The sequence below is a fragment of the Bradyrhizobium sp. MV1.5 genome (genome assembly GCF_055807615.1).
On the sequence record NZ_JBVVPL010000044.1, the window covers coordinates 16,403 to 34,667 of the forward strand.

Sequence of the window (18,265 nt, forward strand, 5' to 3'; positions counted from 1 at the left end):
ATGTCTGCTGTGAGCGCGGTCCCAGCCTACAGCGAACTGCCACCCAAATTCCACCCACGCCCACCCTCGCCGAAAATCTCATACCCCGTCGCCGTCACCGCGACCGTGTCCTCGAGCTTGATGAACCCACGCTTCGGATGCTTCATCGTGGTCTCGATCGATACCACCATGCCTGTTTCAAGCGGCAGGCGGGCGTCGGTGTCGTCATAGGGGATCGGACCCTTGGCGGTCAGGCGAGGGGCCTCGTGGCTGACGAGGCCCATGCCGTGGGCCAAAAACTCCGTGCAGTCGCGCTGGCTGATCTTCGCGAGCTGCCGCTCGGCCGCGACGTAGATGTCGCCGCCCATGGCGCCGGGCCGGACCGCGGCGAAGGCCGCGCGCTGGACCGCCTCGATCTCGGCCAGACAGTCCTTCAGCTCGCTATCGGGCTCACCGAGCATGGCCATGCGCGCGAGATCGCCGATATAGCCGTGATAATTGCCGCCGGAATCGAGCGACAGCACCTCGCCTTGCTCCCAGCGCTGCGCCGACGGCGCCCGGTTGTGACTGCTGCCGCAAGCGAGCAGGCAGTATTCGAAGGTCAGCCCGCGATTGGCTTCGGCGATCCGCAAGGCGTCCGACAATTGCTGCTTGGTCGTGCCCGGGCCGTGCCCGGCGATCACCGCCAGCATCGAGGCGATCACCAGTTCGGACGCCGTCTTGAGTTTTGCGAGCTCGTCCGCCGACTTGACCGCCCGCAGTCGCTCCAGCACCAACAGCGCGTCCTTGAGCTCGGCGCCGGGCAGGGCGTCGGCAAGCGCCCGGCCCGCATCCATCGGCAGGAACGCCATCTCGACCCCGACCCGCTTCAGGGGCACGCCGGCGTCGCGGATCAGGCTGACGGCCCGCGTGATCGCATCGACCGAGCCGTTGGACTCGGTCCGGACCTGTGCCACCCATGGCGGCGCGACGGCGCGCTGATGGGTCTCCAGCCGGTGCCCGACATAGACCGCGTGCTCCGCCGCGCCCTTGGGATAGACCAGCACCGGCAGATAGCGGCTGACGCCCAGCGCATCCATGTAGTCGAAGAAGATCGCGCGCTCGGCACCCAGCAGGTACTGCACATTGTGCTTGGAGGTCGCGACCAGGACATCGAGGCCGGCAGCCTCCATCAGGCGGTCGAGCTTGGCGGCGTCGAATGGAATGGCGCGCGAGCGGTCTGCGCGGGCGACGTTCTCCTGCATGACGAACCTCCCAATGCTCCGTGGCCTCAACCGCTGCGTCGGTTTGCCCGGGGATTGTTGGCACCAAGTGTGAGCCGAAAGAGGGGTTCTGGGTAGCTGCGGAATGATCTGGCCTGACCTGCACAGCCACATCCATGATTCGCATAAGGTATATTATGGAATATATTTATATACAATCAAATCAATTATTTAGCTAGAATTCCTCTCATGGGACCTTGGTTCCTCGTTCTTTTCAGGGCCGACCGTCGCACGTTGCCCCAGCTTTCGACGGCTACTGTGCATGGGGTTGTTTTCGCGTTTTTTGAATCCGGCCCATGCCTCCGAAAGCCGATATTGCCGTGACGATGTCCGGCTGCAATAAGCGAGGCTTCGCGAGATCGCAGATGACCTTCTGACCTTCCGTCCGTATAGGTTTGCATCTCAGAACAACAACAAACTTTCCGAGGAAGCAGACCCATGAGCTTTTCCCGCCGCACGCTTCTCAAGGCCTCCGCCGCGACCGCGGTCCTGGGCGGCCTCAGTGCGCCCCATGTGGCCCGCGCCCAGAGCGCCGAGTTCACCTACAAATACGCCAACAACCTGCCGGACACCCATCCGCTGAACGTACGCGCCAAGGAGATGGCGGCGGCGATCAAGGCCGAAACCAAGGGCAAGTTCGACCTCCAGATATTCCCGAACAACCAGCTCGGGTCCGACACCGACATGCTGAGCCAGATCCGCTCCGGCGGGGTCGAATTCTTCACGCTGTCGGGGCTGATCCTGTCGACCCTGGTACCGGCGGCGTCCATCAACGGCATCGGCTTCGCGTTCCCGGACTACGGCACGGTCTGGAAGGCCATGGACGGCGATCTCGGCGCCTTCGTCCGCGGCGAGATCAAGAAGGCCGGGCTCGAGGTCATGGACAAGATCTGGGACAACGGCTTCCGCCAGACCACGTCGTCGAGCAAGCCGATCACCCATCCGGACGATCTCAAGGGCTTCAAGATCCGCGTGCCGGTGTCGCCGCTGTGGACCTCGATGTTCAAGGCGTTCGATGCGGCGCCCGCCTCCATCAATTTCGCCGAGGTCTATTCCGCGCTGCAGACCAGGATCGTCGAGGGCCAGGAAAACCCGCTGGCGATCATCTCGACCGCCAAGCTCTACGAGGTGCAGAAATACTGCTCGCTGACCAACCACATGTGGGACGGCTTCTGGTTCCTGGCCAACCGCAAGGCGTGGAGCAGCCTGCCCGAGGATGTGCGCACCATCGTTGCCAAGAACATCAATGCCGCAGCGCTCAAGGAGCGCGAGGATACCGCCAAGCTCAATGCCAATCTCCAGCAGGAGCTCGCGGGCAAGGGCCTGACCTTCAACCAGCCCACCGTCGCGCCGTTCCGCGACAAGCTGCGGTCCGCCGGCTTCTATGCCGAGTGGAAGGGCAAATATGGCGACCAGGCCTGGGACCTGCTGGAAAAGGCCGTCGGCAAGCTGTCGTAACGCGTTGGAGCCGTCATGGCTCATATCGAGGTCGAAGTGAGCGGAGTGGCGGGCGAGGCGGCTGTACGGTCCCCTCGCCGATCTTCGCTGCTGGCCTCAACGGAGCGCGCGCTCGGCCTCCTCGTCGAAATCCCGGCGGCCATTTTGGTGGTCGCCGAGATCGCGATCCTGTTTGCCGGCGTGGTCGCGCGCTACGGCCTGCACCGGCCGCTGATCTGGTCGGACGAGCTCGCCTCGATCCTGTTCCTGTGGCTCGCCATGCTGGGCGCGGCGGTCGCGTTCCGCCGCTCCGAGCACATGCGCATGACCGCGGTCGTCGCCAGCGCCAAGCCGGCCACGCGGGCCTGGCTCGATCTCGTGGCGACCTGCGCGGCGCTGGCCTTCCTGGCGCTGATCGTCTGGCCGTCCTGGGACTACGCCTACGAGGAAAGCTTCATCACCACGCCGGCGCTGCAGATCTCCAATATGTGGCGCGCCGCGGCGCTTCCGGCCGGCATCTGCCTGATGGCGGTGTTCGCGCTGTTGCGGCTGCTGCGCGCAGCCGATTACCGCATGGTACTGACGGCCGCGGTCGCCGTTGCCGTCGTCGTCGGCTTGTTCTGGCTGGCGCAGCCTTATCTGCGACCGCTCGGCAATCTCAACCTCGTCATCTTCTTCGTCGGCGTCGCCGGCTTCTGCGTCTTTGCAGGCGTTCCCATCGCGTTCGGCTTCGGGCTCGCCATCTTCGGCTATCTGGCACTGACCACGCGCACGCCGGTCATGGTGCTGGTCGGCCGGATGGACGAGGGCATGAGCCACCTCATCTTGCTCTCGGTGCCACTGTTCGTATTCCTGGGGCTCCTGATCGAAATGACCGGCATGGCACGGGCCATGGTGGCGTTCCTGGCGAGCCTGCTCGGCCATGTCCGCGGCGGACTCCATTACGTCCTTGTCGGCGCCATGTACCTGGTCTCCGGCATCTCCGGTGCCAAGGCCGCGGACATGGCGGCGGTCGCGCCCGTGCTGTTCCCGGAGATGAAACAGCGCGGCGCCAAGCCCGGCGATCTCGTCGCCCTTCTTGCGGCAACGGGCGCGCAGACCGAAACCATTCCGCCGAGCCTCGTGCTGATCACGATCGGATCGGTCACCGGCGTCTCGATCGCCGCGCTGTTCACCGGCGGTCTCCTGCCCGGCGTGGTGCTCGCGATCACGCTGTGCATGCTGGTGTGGTGGCGCTACCGCCACGAGGACATGAGCCATGTCCGCCGCGCCACAGGGGGCGAGATCGGCAAGACCTTCGTCATCGCCCTGCCCGCGCTCGCGCTGCCCTTCGTGATCCGCTACGCCGTGGTCGAAGGCATCGCGACCGCGACCGAAGTCTCCACCATCGGCATCGTCTATGGCGCACTGGTCGGCCTCCTCGTCTACCGCCGCTTCGACTGGCGGCGGCTGTTCCCGATGCTGGTCGAGACCGCGGCGCTGTCGGGCGCGATCCTGCTGATCATCGGCACGGCGACCGGCATGGCCTGGGGCCTGACGCAATCAGGCTTCTCGCGCTCGCTGGCGTCCGCCATGACCGGATTGCCGGGCGGCGCGGCGACCTTCATCGCCGTCTCGATCCTGGCCTTCACCATCCTCGGCAGCGTGCTGGAGGGGATCCCTGCGATCGTGCTGTTCGGGCCGCTGTTGTTTCCGATTGCGCGCGCCGTCGGCGTGCACGAGGTGCATTATGCCATGGTGATCATTCTCGCCATGGGTATCGGGCTATTCGCGCCGCCCTTCGGCGTCGGCTATTATGCCGCCTGCGCCATCGGACGCGTCGATCCGGCCGAAGGCATCAGGCCGATCTGGGGCTATCTGCTGGCGCTGCTGGTAGGATTGATCGTCGTCGCCGTCTTTCCGTGGATCTCCATCGGATTCCTGTAAACCGGCGCGTAAGGGAGGTGTCGATGAGCGAGCGGCAGAGCCAGTATAATATCGGCCTCGACAAGACGCCCGCCAACTACGTGCCGCTGAGCCCGTTGAGCTTCCTGGCACGCAGCGCCGCAGTCTATCCCGATCATGTCAGCACGGTCTACGAGGGGCGCAGCTTCACCTGGCGCGAGACGCATGAGCGCTGCAAGCGCTTTGCTTCGTATCTTGCCGGCAAGGGCATCGGCGTCGGCGACACCGTCGCGGCGATGCTGCCGAACATTCCGGCGATGAACGAGGTGCATTTCGCCGTCCCCATGACCGGCGCCGTGCTCAACGCGCTGAACATCCGGCTCGATGCGCCTTCGATCGCATTTCAGCTCGACCATGGCGGCGCAAAGATCATTCTGGTCGATCCGGAATTCTCTAGCGTGATCACCGACGCGCTCGCGCAGATGACCGGCCCAAAACCGTTCGTGATCGACGTCGACGACGCCGCGTTCAAGGGCGGAAGGCGCATCGGCGAGATCGAGTATGAGGCCGCGCTCGCGCAAGGCGATCCCGACTTCGCCGCGATCCTGCCGGGCGACGAATGGGACGCGATCGCGCTGAGCTACACCTCGGGCACCACGGGAAATCCCAAGGGCGTCGTCACGCATCATCGCGGCGCCTATCTGAATGCCGTCAGCAATATCCTCGCGGGCCAACTCGGCCAGCATCCGGTCTATCTCTGGACACTGCCGATGTTCCACTGCAACGGCTGGTGCTTCCCCTGGACCATTGCGGCGGCCGCCGGCATCAACGTCTGCCTGCGCAAGGTCGAGCCGACCAAGATCTTCGAGTTGATCAAGCAGCACGGCGTCACCCACATGTGCGGCGCGCCGATCGTCTACAACACGCTGATCAACGCGCCCGATGCACCGAAGGGCGATGCCGCGCGGCGCGTCGTCGGCCTGATCGCCGGCGCCGCGCCGCCGGTCGCGGTGCTCGAAGGCGCCGAGAGCATCGGCATCAAGCTGACGCACGTCTATGGCCTGACCGAGGTCTACGGCCCCGCCTCCGTCTGCGCCGAGCAGCCTGGCTGGGATGATCTGCCCGCAGCCGAGCGCGCCAGCCTGAAGCGGCGGCAGGGCGTACCCTACCCGCTCGAGGAAGCCGTCACCGTCATCGATCCGCAGACCATGAGGCAAGTACCGCGCGACGGCGAGACCATCGGCGAGGTCATGTTTCGCGGCAACATCGTGATGAAGGGCTACCTCAAGAACGACAAGGCGACGCAGGAAGCCTTCGAGGGCGGCTGGTTTCACACCGGAGACCTCGGCGTGCTCGACGTGCATGGTTACGTCATCATCAAGGATCGCTCCAAGGACATCATCATCTCCGGCGGCGAGAACATTTCCTCCGTCGAGGTCGAAGATATTCTCTACAAGCACCCGGCCGTGCTGTTCGCCGCCGTGGTCGCAAAGCCCGATCCGAAATGGGGCGAAGTGCCCTGCGCCTTCGTCGAGCTGAAGGACGGCGCGAGCGCGAGCGAAGCCGACATCATCGCCTTCTGCCGCTCGCATATGAGCGGCTTCAAGACGCCGAAGGCTGTCGTGTTCGGGCCGATCCCGAAAACGTCGACGGGAAAGATTCAGAAATTCCTGCTGCGCAACGAAGCGGGATCGGCGAAGGCGATCTCGGCCTGAGCTTGTCTCGACTCCGCGGCGTTTGGCCCGTCGCCGCGAAGTCGTTGCGCAGTTTCGGCGAGGTCGGGTTCGCCGAGTCCCGTCGTCCTCACATCTTCTTGTAGGCTTCAACCAGCGCCTGGCCGTCGGCTCCCGCCTTCTTGAGCCAGTCGGCGGTGAGCTGTTCGCCGATCTTCTGGAAGCCGGCCTTCAGCGCCGGGCTCGGCGGCTCGACCGTCATGCCCTTGGCCTTGAGCTGGTCGATGTACCAGGTGCTCTTGTCCTGCCAGGCCTTCCAGCCGCGGGTTTCCGCGGTCGCGGCGGCTTTGAGGATAGCCTCCTGGGTCGGCTTGTCGAGCGCCTCGAACGCGGCCTTGTTGACGAAGGTGTAGTCCTTCGGGATCCAGGCTTGCACGTCATAGAAGTACTTCAGCGACTCCCATGCCTTCGCATCGTAGCCCGTGCCGCCCGACGACATGAAGGAGTTCACGACGCCGGTGGCAAGCGCCTGCGGCAACTCGGCGGCCTGAATGGTGACGGACTGCGCGCCGACCAGTTCGCCAATGCGCGCAGTCCCAACGTTATAGGCTCGCCATTTGAGGCCCTTCATGTCCTCGATGCTCGCAAGCGGCTTGTTGACATAGACGCCCTGCGGCGCCCACGGCACGACGAACAATAGCTTGAGCCCCTGCGCGTCCAGCTTCTTGGCAATCAACGGCTTCGAGGCCTGATACAGCTTCATGGCGTCCGGGAAGCTGGTCGCCAGAAATGGCACGACGTCGATCCCGAACACGGGATCCTCGTTCTCGTGGATCGACAGCAAGACTTCGCCCATCTGCGCCTGCCCGGTCATCACCGCGCGCTTGATGTCGGGCGCCTTGAACAGTGAGGCGCCCGGATGAACCGTGATCTGGAGCTTGCCGGACGTGGCGGCTTCGACGTCCTTGGCGAACGCGACCAGGTTCTCGGAGTGCGGATTGTCGGCCGGATACGCTGCCGGCAGATTCCATTTGGTTTGCGCCAAAGCGGGTGTCGCGGCCAGCACGGCGCCGGCGATCAGGGATGCGCGGAATAAACGAGAGATCATGGGGCTTCTCCTCACAGTCAATTTCAAAACGTACGCTCAGTCTGGGAAAGCAAGCTTGGGCAAGAACATCACGATCTGCGGATATTCCGTGATGATGAACACGGACGCGAGCAGCAGGACGAAGAACGGGAATGCTGCCCGGGCGACCGTCAAGGTATCGCGGCCGCTCATGTTCTGGAGCACGAACAGATTGAAACCGACCGGCGGCGTGATCTGCGCCATCTCGACGTGGATGATGAGATAGACGCCGAACCAGACCAGGTCGAGGCCGGCCTGTTTGACCATCGGCAGCACGATCACGGCAGTGAGAACGATCATCGAGATGCCGTCGATCAGGCATCCCAGGATGATGTACATGATGCTCAGATACAGCGCGAGCATGCCCGGCGTGAGCTGCTGGCCCTGGACCCAGGTGGCGAGCGCTGCCGGAATGCCCGTATAGGCCATCGCTGCGGTCGTGTAGGCCGCGCCTGCCAGGATCAGCATGATCATGCAGGTCAGGCGCGTCGCGCTCATGATGCTTTCGAGGAAGTTCTTGCGTGTGAGCGTGCGGCTCCACCACGCCAGCAGCAGCGCGCCCGAAACGCCCCAGGCGGCGCATTCCGTCGCGGTCGCAAAGCCGAGCACGAGCGAGAGGAATACCGCCAGGATCAGAAGCAGGCATGGGGCGAGCTTGGCGGACTCTTGCAGCTTCCGGCGAAACGACATCGGCGGGTCGCGCGGTGGGACCTTTTTTGGATTGAGCAGCGACCAGATGATGATGTAGCCGGAGTAGAGCACCATCACGAGCACGCCCGGCAAGAAGCCGCCGAGGAAGACCTGAAGCACGGAGACATTCGCCGTGACCGCATAGACCACCATCGGGATCGACGGCGGGATCAGCAGGCCGAGCGTGCCGGAGCCTGCGAGCGATCCGAGGCTGAGGCCCTTGTCGTAACCACGCTTGTCGAGCTCGGGCAGCGCGATCTTGCCGATGGTCGCACAGGTCGCCGCCGACGAGCCCGACACCGCCGCGAAGATGCCGCAGCCGATCACGTTGACATGAGTGAGGCGCCCCGGCAGCCACTGAACCCAGGGTGACAGGCCTCGAAACATTTCCTCGGACAATTTGGTGCGGAAGAGGATCTCGCCCATCCAGATGAACAGCGGCAGCGCGGCCAGCGTCCATGACGAGCTTGCGCTCCATGTCGTGGTCGCAAGCACCGAGCCGAGCGGCAGGCTCGTGGTCAGCGCCATCGCCACGAAACCGACGAGCCCGAGCGAAACCGCGATCCAGATGCCGCTTCCCAGCAGCACGATCATGACGCCGAGCAGAATAAACGACAGTTCGATCATGCCGAGATTGGCCATCGTCAACCTCCGCCGCCCTGTGAGATCCGCTCGATGAATTCGTCCGGGGTCTCGTCCGGCGAGCCCTTCTCGTAGCTCGGCCGGTTGCCGCCGATGACACTGATCATTTCATCAACGAGCGCGATCGAGAGGATCACGAGTCCGCCGGAAAACCCGAGCTGCGGAATCCAGAGCGGAAGCGCGACGACGCCCTGCGCCACGTCGTTGAAGCGCCAGGAATCGTAGGTCATCTGCACGGCATGCCGGGTGAAATAGAGGATGAAAGCGGCGGCGATGCCGAGGGCCACGACCTCCGCAACCTGCTTGGAGCGCCCATGCAGACGCTCCAGCAGCAGGCCGACGCGGATCATCTCCCCGCGCTTGAAGGTGTGAGCGAGGCCGAGGAAAGCCATCGCGGCCATGCACCAGGAGGCGAAATCATCGCCGGCGGGAATGTTGACCGCAAACTGGCGCCCGATCGACATGATCATCATGATTGCAAAGATCGCAACCATGAAGGCCCCGGCGGCGTAGCCCGCACCGAGATAAAGGAGATCCAGCGCGCGTCGCACCGGTCCACGGCTCGTGACATCGTCCCCTGCCAACGCGATCCCCATCCTCACACGAGGCGATTCAGACGGTCCCGGCGATCGCACGTCGCGCGCCGGTTCTGCATGAATATCGCCCCTGCCCAGCGCCTGTCTTTCAGACGTTAGATCAACATGATGGGCCCAGCGCAAGCAAGGAGTATGCCGGCTCTCGCCGGAATTTCCACCGCAGGTTCAGCGGGTCTCCAGCCGCAGCCCGTCATACGCGGGCACCACGCCCGCCGGCAGCGACTGCCGGATCACCTCATAATCGACATCGGCCGTCATGTTGGTGATGACGGCGCGCTTCGGCTTGAAGCGCTCGATCCAGGACAACGCGTCGTTGATGCTGAAATGACTGACATGGCTGGTGTAGCGGAGGCCATCGACGATCCAGAGATCCAGATTTTCCAGGGCGCCCCAGCTCTCGCGCGGGATGTCGTTGAGGTCGGGAGTGTAGGCGGCATCGCCGATGCGATAGCCCAGCGCGGGAATGTTGCCGTGCTGCACCAGGAAGGCAGTCATCGTCACCGCGCCGCCTGTCCCCTGGATCGTCTGGCTTTCACCGGCCTCGATCGACTGCGCCGTCAGGATCGGCGGATAGTCGCTGCCCGCCGGCGAGACGAAGCAATAGGAAAACCGCGACATGATGTCGTTCGCAGTCGTCTGATTGAGATAGGTCGGAATCCGCCGGCGCATGTGCATCACCACCGAACGCAGATCGTCCATACCGTGGGTCTGATCGGCGTGCTCGTGGGTCAGGAATACTGCATCGATGTGGTCGACATTGGTCGCGAGCAATTGTTCGCGCAGGTCCGGCGAGGTGTCGATCACGATACGCGTGGTGCCCTCGTCCGAGGTCTGCTCGACCAGCAGCGAACAGCGGCGACGGCGGTTCTTGGGATTGTTGGGATCGCAGGCACCCCAGCCGAGTGCCGGGCGCGGCACGCCGGCGGAGGAGCCGCAGCCCAGGATCGTCAGCGTCAGCGTCATGCGGCTCCCAGTTCTAAGCTTTCACCCTGGAGAACAGGCGAAAGAAGTTGTCGCTTGTCTGGCGCGAGATCTCGTCAAACGACACGCCGCGTGTTTCGGCGAGCACTTTTGCGACCTCGACCACATAGGCCGGTTCATTGCGCTTGCCCCGGAACTTGCCCGGCGCAAGGTAGGGCGAGTCTGTTTCAATCAGAATACGGTCGGACGGCAGTTCGGCCGCAAGCGCGCGCGAGGCCTCGGACTTCTTGAAGGTCAGGATGCCCGTGAAACCGATATAGAGCCCGAGCGAGACCGCCTTCAGCGCCAGCTCGCGCCCGCCGGTGTAACAATGCAACACGGCGCGAAACGATCCCTTTGCCGTCTCCTCTTCAAGGATGCGGCCGCAATCCTCGTCCGCCTCACGGGTGTGGATCACCAGCGGCAAGCCGGTGGCGCGGGCCGCGGCGATGTGGGCACGAAAGCCCCTCGCCTGCGCCTCCGGCGAGCCGTTGTCGTAGAAATAGTCGAGCCCGGCCTCGCCGAGCGCGACGACCTTTGGATGCTGCGTCAGTGCGATCAGCTCGTCCGGCGCGATGCCGTCTTCCTCATCCGCGTTGTGCGGATGGGTGCCGACCGAGCAATAGACGTCGTCGTAGCGCTCGGCGATGGCCAAAAGCTGGTTCAGCTTTCTCACCCGCGTCGAGATCGTGACCATGCGGCCGATGCCGGCCGCTCGCGCCCGCGACACGATCCCGTCGAGATCCTCCGCAAAGTCCGGAAAATCCAAATGGCAGTGGCTGTCGACCAGCATGGTGCGAACGCCCTTAGGCTGCCGGCTCGATGTAGCGCGGGAAGGCCGGCGTCGGCGCGGGCAGCGTCGTACCGGGCGCGATGCGGGTCGCGCCGCCGAGCGCAGCGAAGTTGCGCTCCCCTTCGGGGATACCGAGGCTGTCCAGCAGCAATCCCGAGGCCGTCGGCATGGCCGGCTGGGCCAGGATCGCGATCTGGCGCACGACTTCGGCGGTGACGTAGAGCACCGTCCTCTGCCTGACAGGATCGGTCTTGGCGAGCGCCCACGGCGCTTCGCCCGCGAAATAGCGGTTGGCTTCCGCGACCACGGCCCACACGGCATTGAGCCAGTGATGGATTTGCTGCGTCGCCATCGCTTCGCGGGACGCCGCGAGCATGCCGTCGGCTTGTGACAGGATCGCCTTGTCGTTGTCGCTGAATTCGCCGGGATCCGGGAGCACGCCGCCGAGCTGCTTGGCGATCATCGACAGCGAGCGCTGCGCGAGGTTGCCGAGATCGTTGGCGAGATCGGCATTGATGCGCGCGACGATGGCCTCGTGATTGTAGTTGCCGTCATGGCCGAACGGCACCTCGCGCAGAAAGAAATAGCGCATCTGGTCGACGCCGTACTGGTCGGCGAGGTTGAAGGGATCGACCACGTTGCCGACCGACTTCGACATCTTCTCGCCCCTGCTGAACAGGAAGCCATGGGCATAGACCCGCTTCGGTAGCGGGATCCCGGCCGACAGCAGGAAAGCCGGCCAGTACACCGCATGGAAGCGGATGATGTCCTTGCCGATGATGTGCACGTCGGCAGGCCAATAACGCCAGTTGTTGTCGCTCTCCTCGGGGAAGCCGACGCCGGTGATGTAGTTGGTGAGCGCGTCGACCCAGACATACATCACGTGCTCTTCGTCGCCGGGCACCTTGACGCCCCAGTCGAACGTCGTGCGCGAGATCGAGAGATCGCGCAGGCCGCCTCGTACGAAGCTCACCACCTCGTTCTTGCGGGAGTCGGGGCCGATGAAATTGGGCTGCGTCTCATAGAGCTTGAGCAGCCTGTCCTGATAGGCCGACAGGCGGAAGAAGTAGCTCTTCTCCTCGACCCATTCGACCGGCGTGCCCTGTGGCCCGAGCCGCACGCCGTCTTCGTTCAGGCGTGTCTCGTCCTCGGCGTAATAGGCTTCGTCGCGCACGGAATACCAGCCGGCATAGATGTCGGCATAGATGTCCCCGTTCGCCTCCATGCGCCGCCATATCTCCTGGCTGGAGCGATGATGCTGCTCCTCGGTGGTGCGGATGAAGCGGTCGAACGACACGTTCAGGCGCTCGTCCATTTGCTTGAAACGGCCGGCATTGCGGGCGGCGAGCTCCGAGACGGACATTTTTTCGCTGGCCGCGGTCTGAACCATCTTCTGGCCGTGCTCGTCGGTGCCGGTCAGGAAGAACACATCCTTGCCGTCGAGTCGCGCGAAGCGCGCCAACGTATCCGTCGCGATCGCCTCATAGGCGTGGCCGATATGGGGGCTGCCATTGGGATAGGCGATCGCGGTCGTGATGTAGAAGACGTTGTCGCGCGCGGGCACGGCCACGGGCGTGGTGGCCTGCGGCCCGGCGTCGGACTTCGGTGCGCGCGGGGCCTTGGGCTTGGCAATTTTCGGCGGTGTGGCGACAGGAGCTAGTGTGGTGGTCACGGCAGGCGCAGCCACCCTCGCCGTCTTGGCTATCGTCTTCGCCGGGGCCTTGTTTTTCGCCGAAGCCTTGTTATTCGCCGAAGCCTTGGCAGGCTTTTTGGTCGCTGTCTTGACCGTCTTCTTGGCGACGACCAGCTTCTTCGCTGCCTTCTTTGCCGTCTTCCCGGCGCTCTTCTTCACAGCCTTCTTCCCGGTTTTCTTGGCGGCCGACTTTTTGGTCTTCGTGGCTTTCTTGACCTTCTTGGCAGCTTTGCGCGCGCGCGCCTTCACGGCCTTCTTCGCGGCTTTCTTGACGGCCTTCGTGGCAGCCTTCTTCTTGCTGCTCTTGCCTTTAGCGATTTTCTTAGCTCGCGCTGCCACGACGAATTCCTTTACCGGCTTCTCGAAATTGGGAAACGAATCTGCGTTAGTTTATTGTCTTGAGCGTGATCCCATCGGAAAACCGCTGCACACTTTCCCGGATCATGCTCTAGCGCGTTGCGTCCGCCAGCCAGCCGAACACCGAGAAAACCAAGGGCTTTCGCTCCAGATTGTAGGTTTCGGTGTCGCGCGCGGCGCGGACGATCTTTTCCCATACCTCAGCTAGGCGCGCAAGGCGCGGCAGATTCTGGTTGGCATTGGCTTCGTCGGCGTGCAGGCGTTCCGCGATCCAGCGATCGATGCCGTCGATGAAGGCGGCAAGCGCAACGCGGTCGCTGGTGCCGAGCGAATCGCCGAGCGTGTGCAATTCGCGCGGATCGACCTGCGGCAGTCGCGCCAGCAGCGCGGCCGTGCGCTGCTGGAGCTTCAGGGCGTCACCGCCGAGCAGCGTCAGCGCCCGCGCAACGCTGCCCTCGGAAGCCTCGGCCGCCTCGCGCAATGCCGGATCGTTCGGGTCGAGATCGGCCGCGGTTGCGGCTGCGGCAATCACATCGTCGGTTGCGAGGGCGCGCAGGCGCAGCTTGCGGCACCGCGACTGAATCGTGGCGAGCACGCGTGCCGGCGCATGGCTCACCAGCAGGAACAGCGATTGCTGCGGCGGCTCCTCGAGAATTTTCAGCAGCGCGTTGGCGGCATTCGGATTGAGCTCGTCGACGGTGTCGACGATGCAGACACGCCAGCCTTCGGCCGCTGCGGTCGAGCCGAAGAAACCGATCGTCTCGCGCGTCTCGTCCACGGTGATCACGGTGCGCATCACGCCGCGATCGTTGGCGGTGCGCTCCAGCGTCAGCAGGCCCCCATGCGAGCTCGCCGCAACCTGCCGCGCCACGGCGTCATCAGGATTGATGGCGAGATCTTCGGCGCGCTGCACGAACGGCGCCGAAGGCTGGCCGTGCGCGAGCACGAAGCGCGCCATCCGATACGCCAGCGTCGCCTTGCCGATGCCTTGCGGCCCGCCAATCAGCCAGGCATGCGGGATGCGCCCGCTGCGATAGGCAGCGAGCAGCGCGGTCTCGGCCTCGCAATGGCCGAACAGAAGGCTCGTCTCGCGCGGATGAGAAATGGCGGTTTCGCGCTCGGTCTGACGCGGGCTCATATGGACACCACCGATGCCGGCGTTGGAAGCAGGCGATCACGCAGCGCGTTCCAGATGCGTCCGGCAACCGTGTCGGGATCGGAATTGGCGTCGATCAGCACGCAACGCGCGGGATCGTCCGCCGCGATCTTGCGATAGGCCTCGCGCAGGCCCTGATGGAAACCGAGCTTCTCGGCCTCGAACCTGTCTGGCGTGCCGCTGCCGCGGCGTGCGGCCGCGCGCTGCAAGCCGATCTCGACCGGCAGGTCGAGGATGATGGTGAGGTCCGGCTTGAGATCGCCGATCGTGACCCGCTGCATCGCGTTGATCAGCGCCGCCGGCACTTGGCCGAGGCTGCCCTGATAGGCCCGCGTCGAGTCGGCGAAGCGATCGCACAGCACCCAGGTGCCCTGGTTGAGCGCGGGCTGGATCACGGTGCGGACATGATCGTCGCGGGCGGCCGCGAACAGCAGCGTCTCGGCCTCGGGTCCGAGCAGCTTGCCCATGCCCGACAACACCAGATGGCGCATGATCTCGGCGCCCGGCGAGCCGCCCGGTTCGCGCGTGACGAGAATGCGCATCCTGGCCGCCTTGAGACGGTCGGCGAGCTTCTTGATCTGGGTCGACTTGCCCGTGCCCTCGCCGCCTTCAAAGGTGACGAAACGCCCGCGTCCGGACGGCCACTTTACCGCGCTTTCACTCATGATCAGAGCTTCTCGGCGCCCGCACGGAACATGCCGATCACAAGCTCGCTGGCGCCGTCGATCGCACGGCGCACGGTCGAGCCGGTGCCGATCGCGTCAGCGGCATAGACCGGCGTCTCCACCGCGATGTTGCCGCTGCGCCAGACCCTGACCAGCCCGACCTTCTGGCCGGCCTCGACCGGCGCGCGCACCGGACCGCTATAGACGACGCGCGCGATCAGCTTGTCGCTGCCGTTCTTGTGCACCATCACTTTCACGGGCGTCTTGGCCACCAGTTTCACCGAGCGGCTCTCGCCGCCGAACACCTTGGCGTAGCCGACGGGCTGATCGGCCGCGATCAGCGTGCGGGTCTCGAAATTGCGAAAACCCCATTCTAGCATCTTCTTGGCTTCGGTCGCGCGATCTTCGGGGTCTTCCAGCCCGTTGATGACGACGATCAGCCGCGTGCCGTTCTGGACCGCTGAGCCGACCATGCCGTAGCCACCTTCCTTGGTGTAGCCGGTCTTCAGACCGTCGGCGCCTTCCATGGAATTGAGCAGCGGATTCCGGTTGGGCTGGCGGATCTTGTTCCAAGTGTATTCCTTCTCGCCGAACAGTTTGTAGAATTCGGGGAAGTCGAGAATGATGTGCCGGGCAAGAATGCCGAGCTCGCGCACCGTCATCTTGTTGGCGGGGTCGGGCAGACCGTTGGAATTGCCGAAGGTCGATTTCGTCAGGCCAAGCTCACGGGCGCGCTTGGTCATGAAGTCGGCGGCGAAAATCCGCTCGTTGCCCGCCATGGCTTCGGCGAGCGCAATGCAGGCGTCGTTGCCGCTCTGGATGATCGCCCCGTGCAGGAGGTCGTCGACTGTGACCTTGCTGTTGATCGCGGCGAACATGGTTGAGCCGCCGGAGGGCGCGCCGCCCCTGCGCCAGGCGTTCTCGCTGATCCGGTATTCGTCGGTCAGCTTGATGTCGCCCTTCTTGATCGCGTTGAAGACGACCTCGGCGGTCATCAGCTTCATCATGCTGGAGGGCGCGCGCAGCTCGTCGGCGTTCTTCTCAAACAGCACGCTGCCGCTGGAGGCTTCGATCAGGATCGCGGTCGGGGCGTCGCCGTCGAAGCCGGCATCATCTGTTTTCTTGGCGCCCTGGACGCTCTGGTTGGCCGCGTAGAGCGCCCCGCCCCAGCCAATGGTCGCCACCAGAGCCGTCGCGATCAGCCCACGCGCCAGCGCTCCGGCGGTGAACCGGCTGCGCCCCAACGAGGAAAGATGAAGTTCCATGGCCAAGCCCTGAGAGCGGCGTTCTAACAGTTGGAGCCGGTGCGAACAACACGGGGTGGCCGCTTGTCCGGAGATTGCACGATTCTCGTCCGGCCCCTATCGTGGCACCTCAGATTTTCTGACCAAACCCCTGAAACAAGGCGGAAAAGCGATGTCCTCCACCCGCGTGATCAAGGCTAACGGGGTCGACCTGTTCATCCGCGAAGCCGGTCAGGGGCCGCTGGTGGTGCTGTGCCACGGCTGGCCGGAACTCTGCTACTCCTGGCGCCACCAGATCCCGGCGCTGGCGCAGGCCGGGTTTCGCGTCGTCGCCCCCGACATGCGCGGCTATGGCCAGAGCTCAGCGCCGCCCGAAGCGACGGCCTATTCGATCTTCGACACGGTCGGCGATATCGTCGGCCTCGTGCAGGCGCTTGGCGAGACCAAGGCCATGGTGGTCGGCCACGACTGGGGTGCACCGGTGGCCTGGCACGCGGCGCTGTTCCGGCCGGACATCTTCACGGCGGTCGCCGGCCTGAGCGTGCCGCCGCCGTTCCGCGGCCGCGGCAAGCCGCTCGACCTCCTGCGCCAGGGCGGCATCACCAATTTCTATTGGCAGTATTTCCAGGCGCCCGGCGTTGCCGAAGCCGAGTTCGAGCGTGACGTCGCGCGCACCATGCGTATCGTGCTCGGCGGGCGCGGTCTTGCCGATCCCTCCGCAGCCATGTTCGTGCTGGAGGGCAAGGGATTCCTCGGCCACGGTAATCCGGAGGAGCCTCTGCCGGTCTGGCTCGGCGAGACTGACCTTGCCTATTTCACCGAAGCCTTCCGTAAGTCCGGCTTCCGCGGCGGGCTGAACTGGTATCGCAACCTCGATCGCAATTGGGAGCTGACGGCGCCCTGGCAGGACGCGCAAATCCACCAGCCCTCGCTCTTCATTGCCGGTTCGAAAGACGCCGTCATCACCGGTCTGATCGGAGCCAAGCGTGTCAACGAGCTCGAGCGCGTGCTGCCCAATCTGAAGCGAAAGCTGATCATCGAGGGCGCCGGCCATTGGGTCCAGCAGGAGCGGCCCGAGGAGGTGAATGCGGCGCTGGTGAAGTTCTTGAAGGAAAGCGCGGCCTAGTAGAGGCCGCGGCCGCTCAGGATGCCGCGGGCCTCGGCGGCGCCGTCCGAGGCGTAGGCGCCGGACGGTGCGCTCTCGCTCGCGTAGCGGCCGTCCCCGTCATAGGACACGGCGCGCGCGTTCTGGAGCGCCCGGCCCCGGTTGCGGCTCGAGGCCGACATTTCCGAGGTCGCATTGAGTGAAGCCATGTCGGCGGAGGTGTTGCCGAGATTGTAGGGCCGTCCCTCCGGGGTCGGAATTTCGCCGCGCATGGCGCCGCGGTTCGACGATGGCAGCTCCGGCACGAAGGGCCTCGCCGAGGCGACCCGGACCATCGAGGGTGATGGCGCCGGAGTCCCGGTGCGCAAGGTGGCCATCAACTGGCGGTCGTCGGAGCCTTCCAGCGGCGCCCGGCCGACATATTCGACGCGGACCTTGGCGACCCCATTGCCTTTGAATTCAAGCAGTTCAGCGGCCTTGTTCGAGACGTCGATGAGCCGGTTGCCGTGATAGGGCCCGCGGTCATTGACGCGGACGATCAGCGACTTGCCATTCGAAACGTTGGTGACCCGCGCATAGGACGGCATCGGCAGGGTCGGATGCGCCGCGGTCAGCGAGCCCATGTCGAACACTTCGCCATTGGCGGTCAGGCGGCCGTGGAAATCGTCGCCGTACCAGGACGCCATGCCTTCGGCGCGGTAGTTGACGTCCTCTTCGGGCACATAGGTCCGGCCACCCACCACATAGGGCTTGCCGACGCGGTAGGCGCCGCCGCCCTTCGGGACCGGATCACCGAAAGCCACGACCCGGGGGCTCGAGGACACGCCGTATTTCGGATCGACCCGGCTGGCGAATTTGTTGGAGGACGCGCAATTGGCGAGCGCAAGGCAGATCGCTGCCATCGCTGCAGCGCGCGCGACCCGCAACACCGAATCTGACCGTCGGATCCCCATTCGCCCCAAATACCACTTTGCCGGAGGCGTACCTAACCCGCTTTGGCTAC

15 protein-coding genes are annotated in these 18,265 nt (G+C 64.6%); 4 read left to right on the forward strand and 11 right to left on the reverse strand.

From position 1 onward, the window contains the following. Positions 1–26: 26 nt before the first annotated feature. Entirely contained in the window at positions 27–1,223 is a 1,197-nt protein-coding gene (locus AC0L2J_RS29140; RefSeq protein WP_473395301.1) for a M24 family metallopeptidase, read from the reverse strand. 456 nt (positions 1,224–1,679) lie between these two features. On the opposite strand from AC0L2J_RS29140, the gene AC0L2J_RS29145 reads away from it, so the two are divergent. The 3 genes from AC0L2J_RS29145 to AC0L2J_RS29155 are packed head-to-tail and all read left to right on the forward strand — an operon-like array spanning position 1,680 to position 6,277. Next, positions 1,680–2,699 carry a TRAP transporter substrate-binding protein gene (locus AC0L2J_RS29145; RefSeq protein ID WP_473395302.1) on the forward strand — a complete coding sequence of 340 codons (1,020 nt, stop codon included), beginning with the start codon at positions 1,680–1,682 and terminating at the stop codon, positions 2,697–2,699. A gap of 15 nt (positions 2,700–2,714) precedes the next feature. Next, the gene (locus AC0L2J_RS29150; RefSeq protein ID WP_473395303.1) at positions 2,715–4,604 is read left to right on the forward strand and encodes a TRAP transporter large permease; all 1,890 of its coding nucleotides are present in this window, start codon (positions 2,715–2,717) and stop codon (positions 4,602–4,604) included. A 23-nt stretch (positions 4,605–4,627) separates the two neighbouring features. After that, positions 4,628–6,277 carry an acyl-CoA synthetase gene (locus tag AC0L2J_RS29155; RefSeq protein WP_473395304.1) on the forward strand — a complete coding sequence of 550 codons (1,650 nt, stop codon included), beginning with the start codon at positions 4,628–4,630 and terminating at the stop codon, positions 6,275–6,277. Positions 6,278–6,365: 88 nt separating this feature from the next. On the opposite strand, the gene AC0L2J_RS29160 is transcribed toward AC0L2J_RS29155, so the two are convergent. The 9 genes from AC0L2J_RS29160 to AC0L2J_RS29200 form a co-directional block, all read right to left on the reverse strand. Beyond that, the gene (locus AC0L2J_RS29160) at positions 6,366–7,343 is read right to left on the reverse strand and encodes a TRAP transporter substrate-binding protein (RefSeq protein WP_473395305.1); all 978 of its coding nucleotides are present in this window, start codon (positions 7,341–7,343) and stop codon (positions 6,366–6,368) included. A 36-nt stretch (positions 7,344–7,379) separates the two neighbouring features. Further along, positions 7,380–8,693 carry a TRAP transporter large permease gene (locus tag AC0L2J_RS29165; RefSeq protein ID WP_007610345.1) on the reverse strand — a complete coding sequence of 438 codons (1,314 nt, stop codon included), beginning with the start codon at positions 8,691–8,693 and terminating at the stop codon, positions 7,380–7,382. Between the two features lie 2 nt (positions 8,694–8,695). After that, positions 8,696–9,289 carry a TRAP transporter small permease gene (locus tag AC0L2J_RS29170; protein ID WP_473395306.1) on the reverse strand — a complete coding sequence of 198 codons (594 nt, stop codon included), beginning with the start codon at positions 9,287–9,289 and terminating at the stop codon, positions 8,696–8,698. A gap of 165 nt (positions 9,290–9,454) precedes the next feature. Beyond that, positions 9,455–10,252 (reverse strand): MBL fold metallo-hydrolase, encoded by a 798-nt coding sequence (locus AC0L2J_RS29175; RefSeq protein ID WP_063996347.1) that lies wholly within the window; start codon positions 10,250–10,252, stop codon positions 9,455–9,457. 13 nt (positions 10,253–10,265) lie between these two features. Next, a complete protein-coding gene (locus AC0L2J_RS29180) occupies positions 10,266–11,042 on the reverse strand; it encodes a TatD family hydrolase (protein ID WP_473395307.1) in 777 nt (258 codons plus the stop codon). A 13-nt stretch (positions 11,043–11,055) separates the two neighbouring features. Next, positions 11,056–13,074, reverse strand: coding sequence for a methionine--tRNA ligase (gene metG, locus AC0L2J_RS29185; RefSeq protein ID WP_473395308.1), 2,019 nt, complete (start codon positions 13,072–13,074; stop codon positions 11,056–11,058). A gap of 109 nt (positions 13,075–13,183) precedes the next feature. Then, positions 13,184–14,230 carry a DNA polymerase III subunit delta' gene (locus AC0L2J_RS29190; RefSeq protein WP_473395309.1) on the reverse strand — a complete coding sequence of 349 codons (1,047 nt, stop codon included), beginning with the start codon at positions 14,228–14,230 and terminating at the stop codon, positions 13,184–13,186. Then, entirely contained in the window at positions 14,227–14,913 is a 687-nt protein-coding gene (gene tmk, locus AC0L2J_RS29195; protein ID WP_007610357.1) for a dTMP kinase, read from the reverse strand. The genes AC0L2J_RS29190 and tmk overlap by 4 nt, the downstream gene beginning before the upstream one ends. Positions 14,914–14,915: 2 nt before the next feature. After that, on the reverse strand, positions 14,916–16,178 hold the full coding sequence (locus AC0L2J_RS29200) for a D-alanyl-D-alanine carboxypeptidase family protein (RefSeq protein WP_473395310.1): 1,263 nt from the start codon (positions 16,176–16,178) through the stop codon (positions 14,916–14,918). Positions 16,179–16,329: 151 nt separating this feature from the next. Here AC0L2J_RS29200 and AC0L2J_RS29205 point away from each other — a divergent pair, with 151 nt between their 5' ends. Then, positions 16,330–17,283 carry an alpha/beta fold hydrolase gene (locus AC0L2J_RS29205; RefSeq protein WP_473395311.1) on the forward strand — a complete coding sequence of 318 codons (954 nt, stop codon included), beginning with the start codon at positions 16,330–16,332 and terminating at the stop codon, positions 17,281–17,283. Here the strand turns inward: AC0L2J_RS29205 and AC0L2J_RS29210 are convergent. Then, positions 17,280–18,215 (reverse strand): septal ring lytic transglycosylase RlpA family protein, encoded by a 936-nt coding sequence (locus AC0L2J_RS29210; protein WP_473395312.1) that lies wholly within the window; start codon positions 18,213–18,215, stop codon positions 17,280–17,282. The two genes, AC0L2J_RS29205 and AC0L2J_RS29210, sit on opposite strands and share 4 nt — an antisense overlap. Positions 18,216–18,265 lie beyond the last annotated feature (50 nt).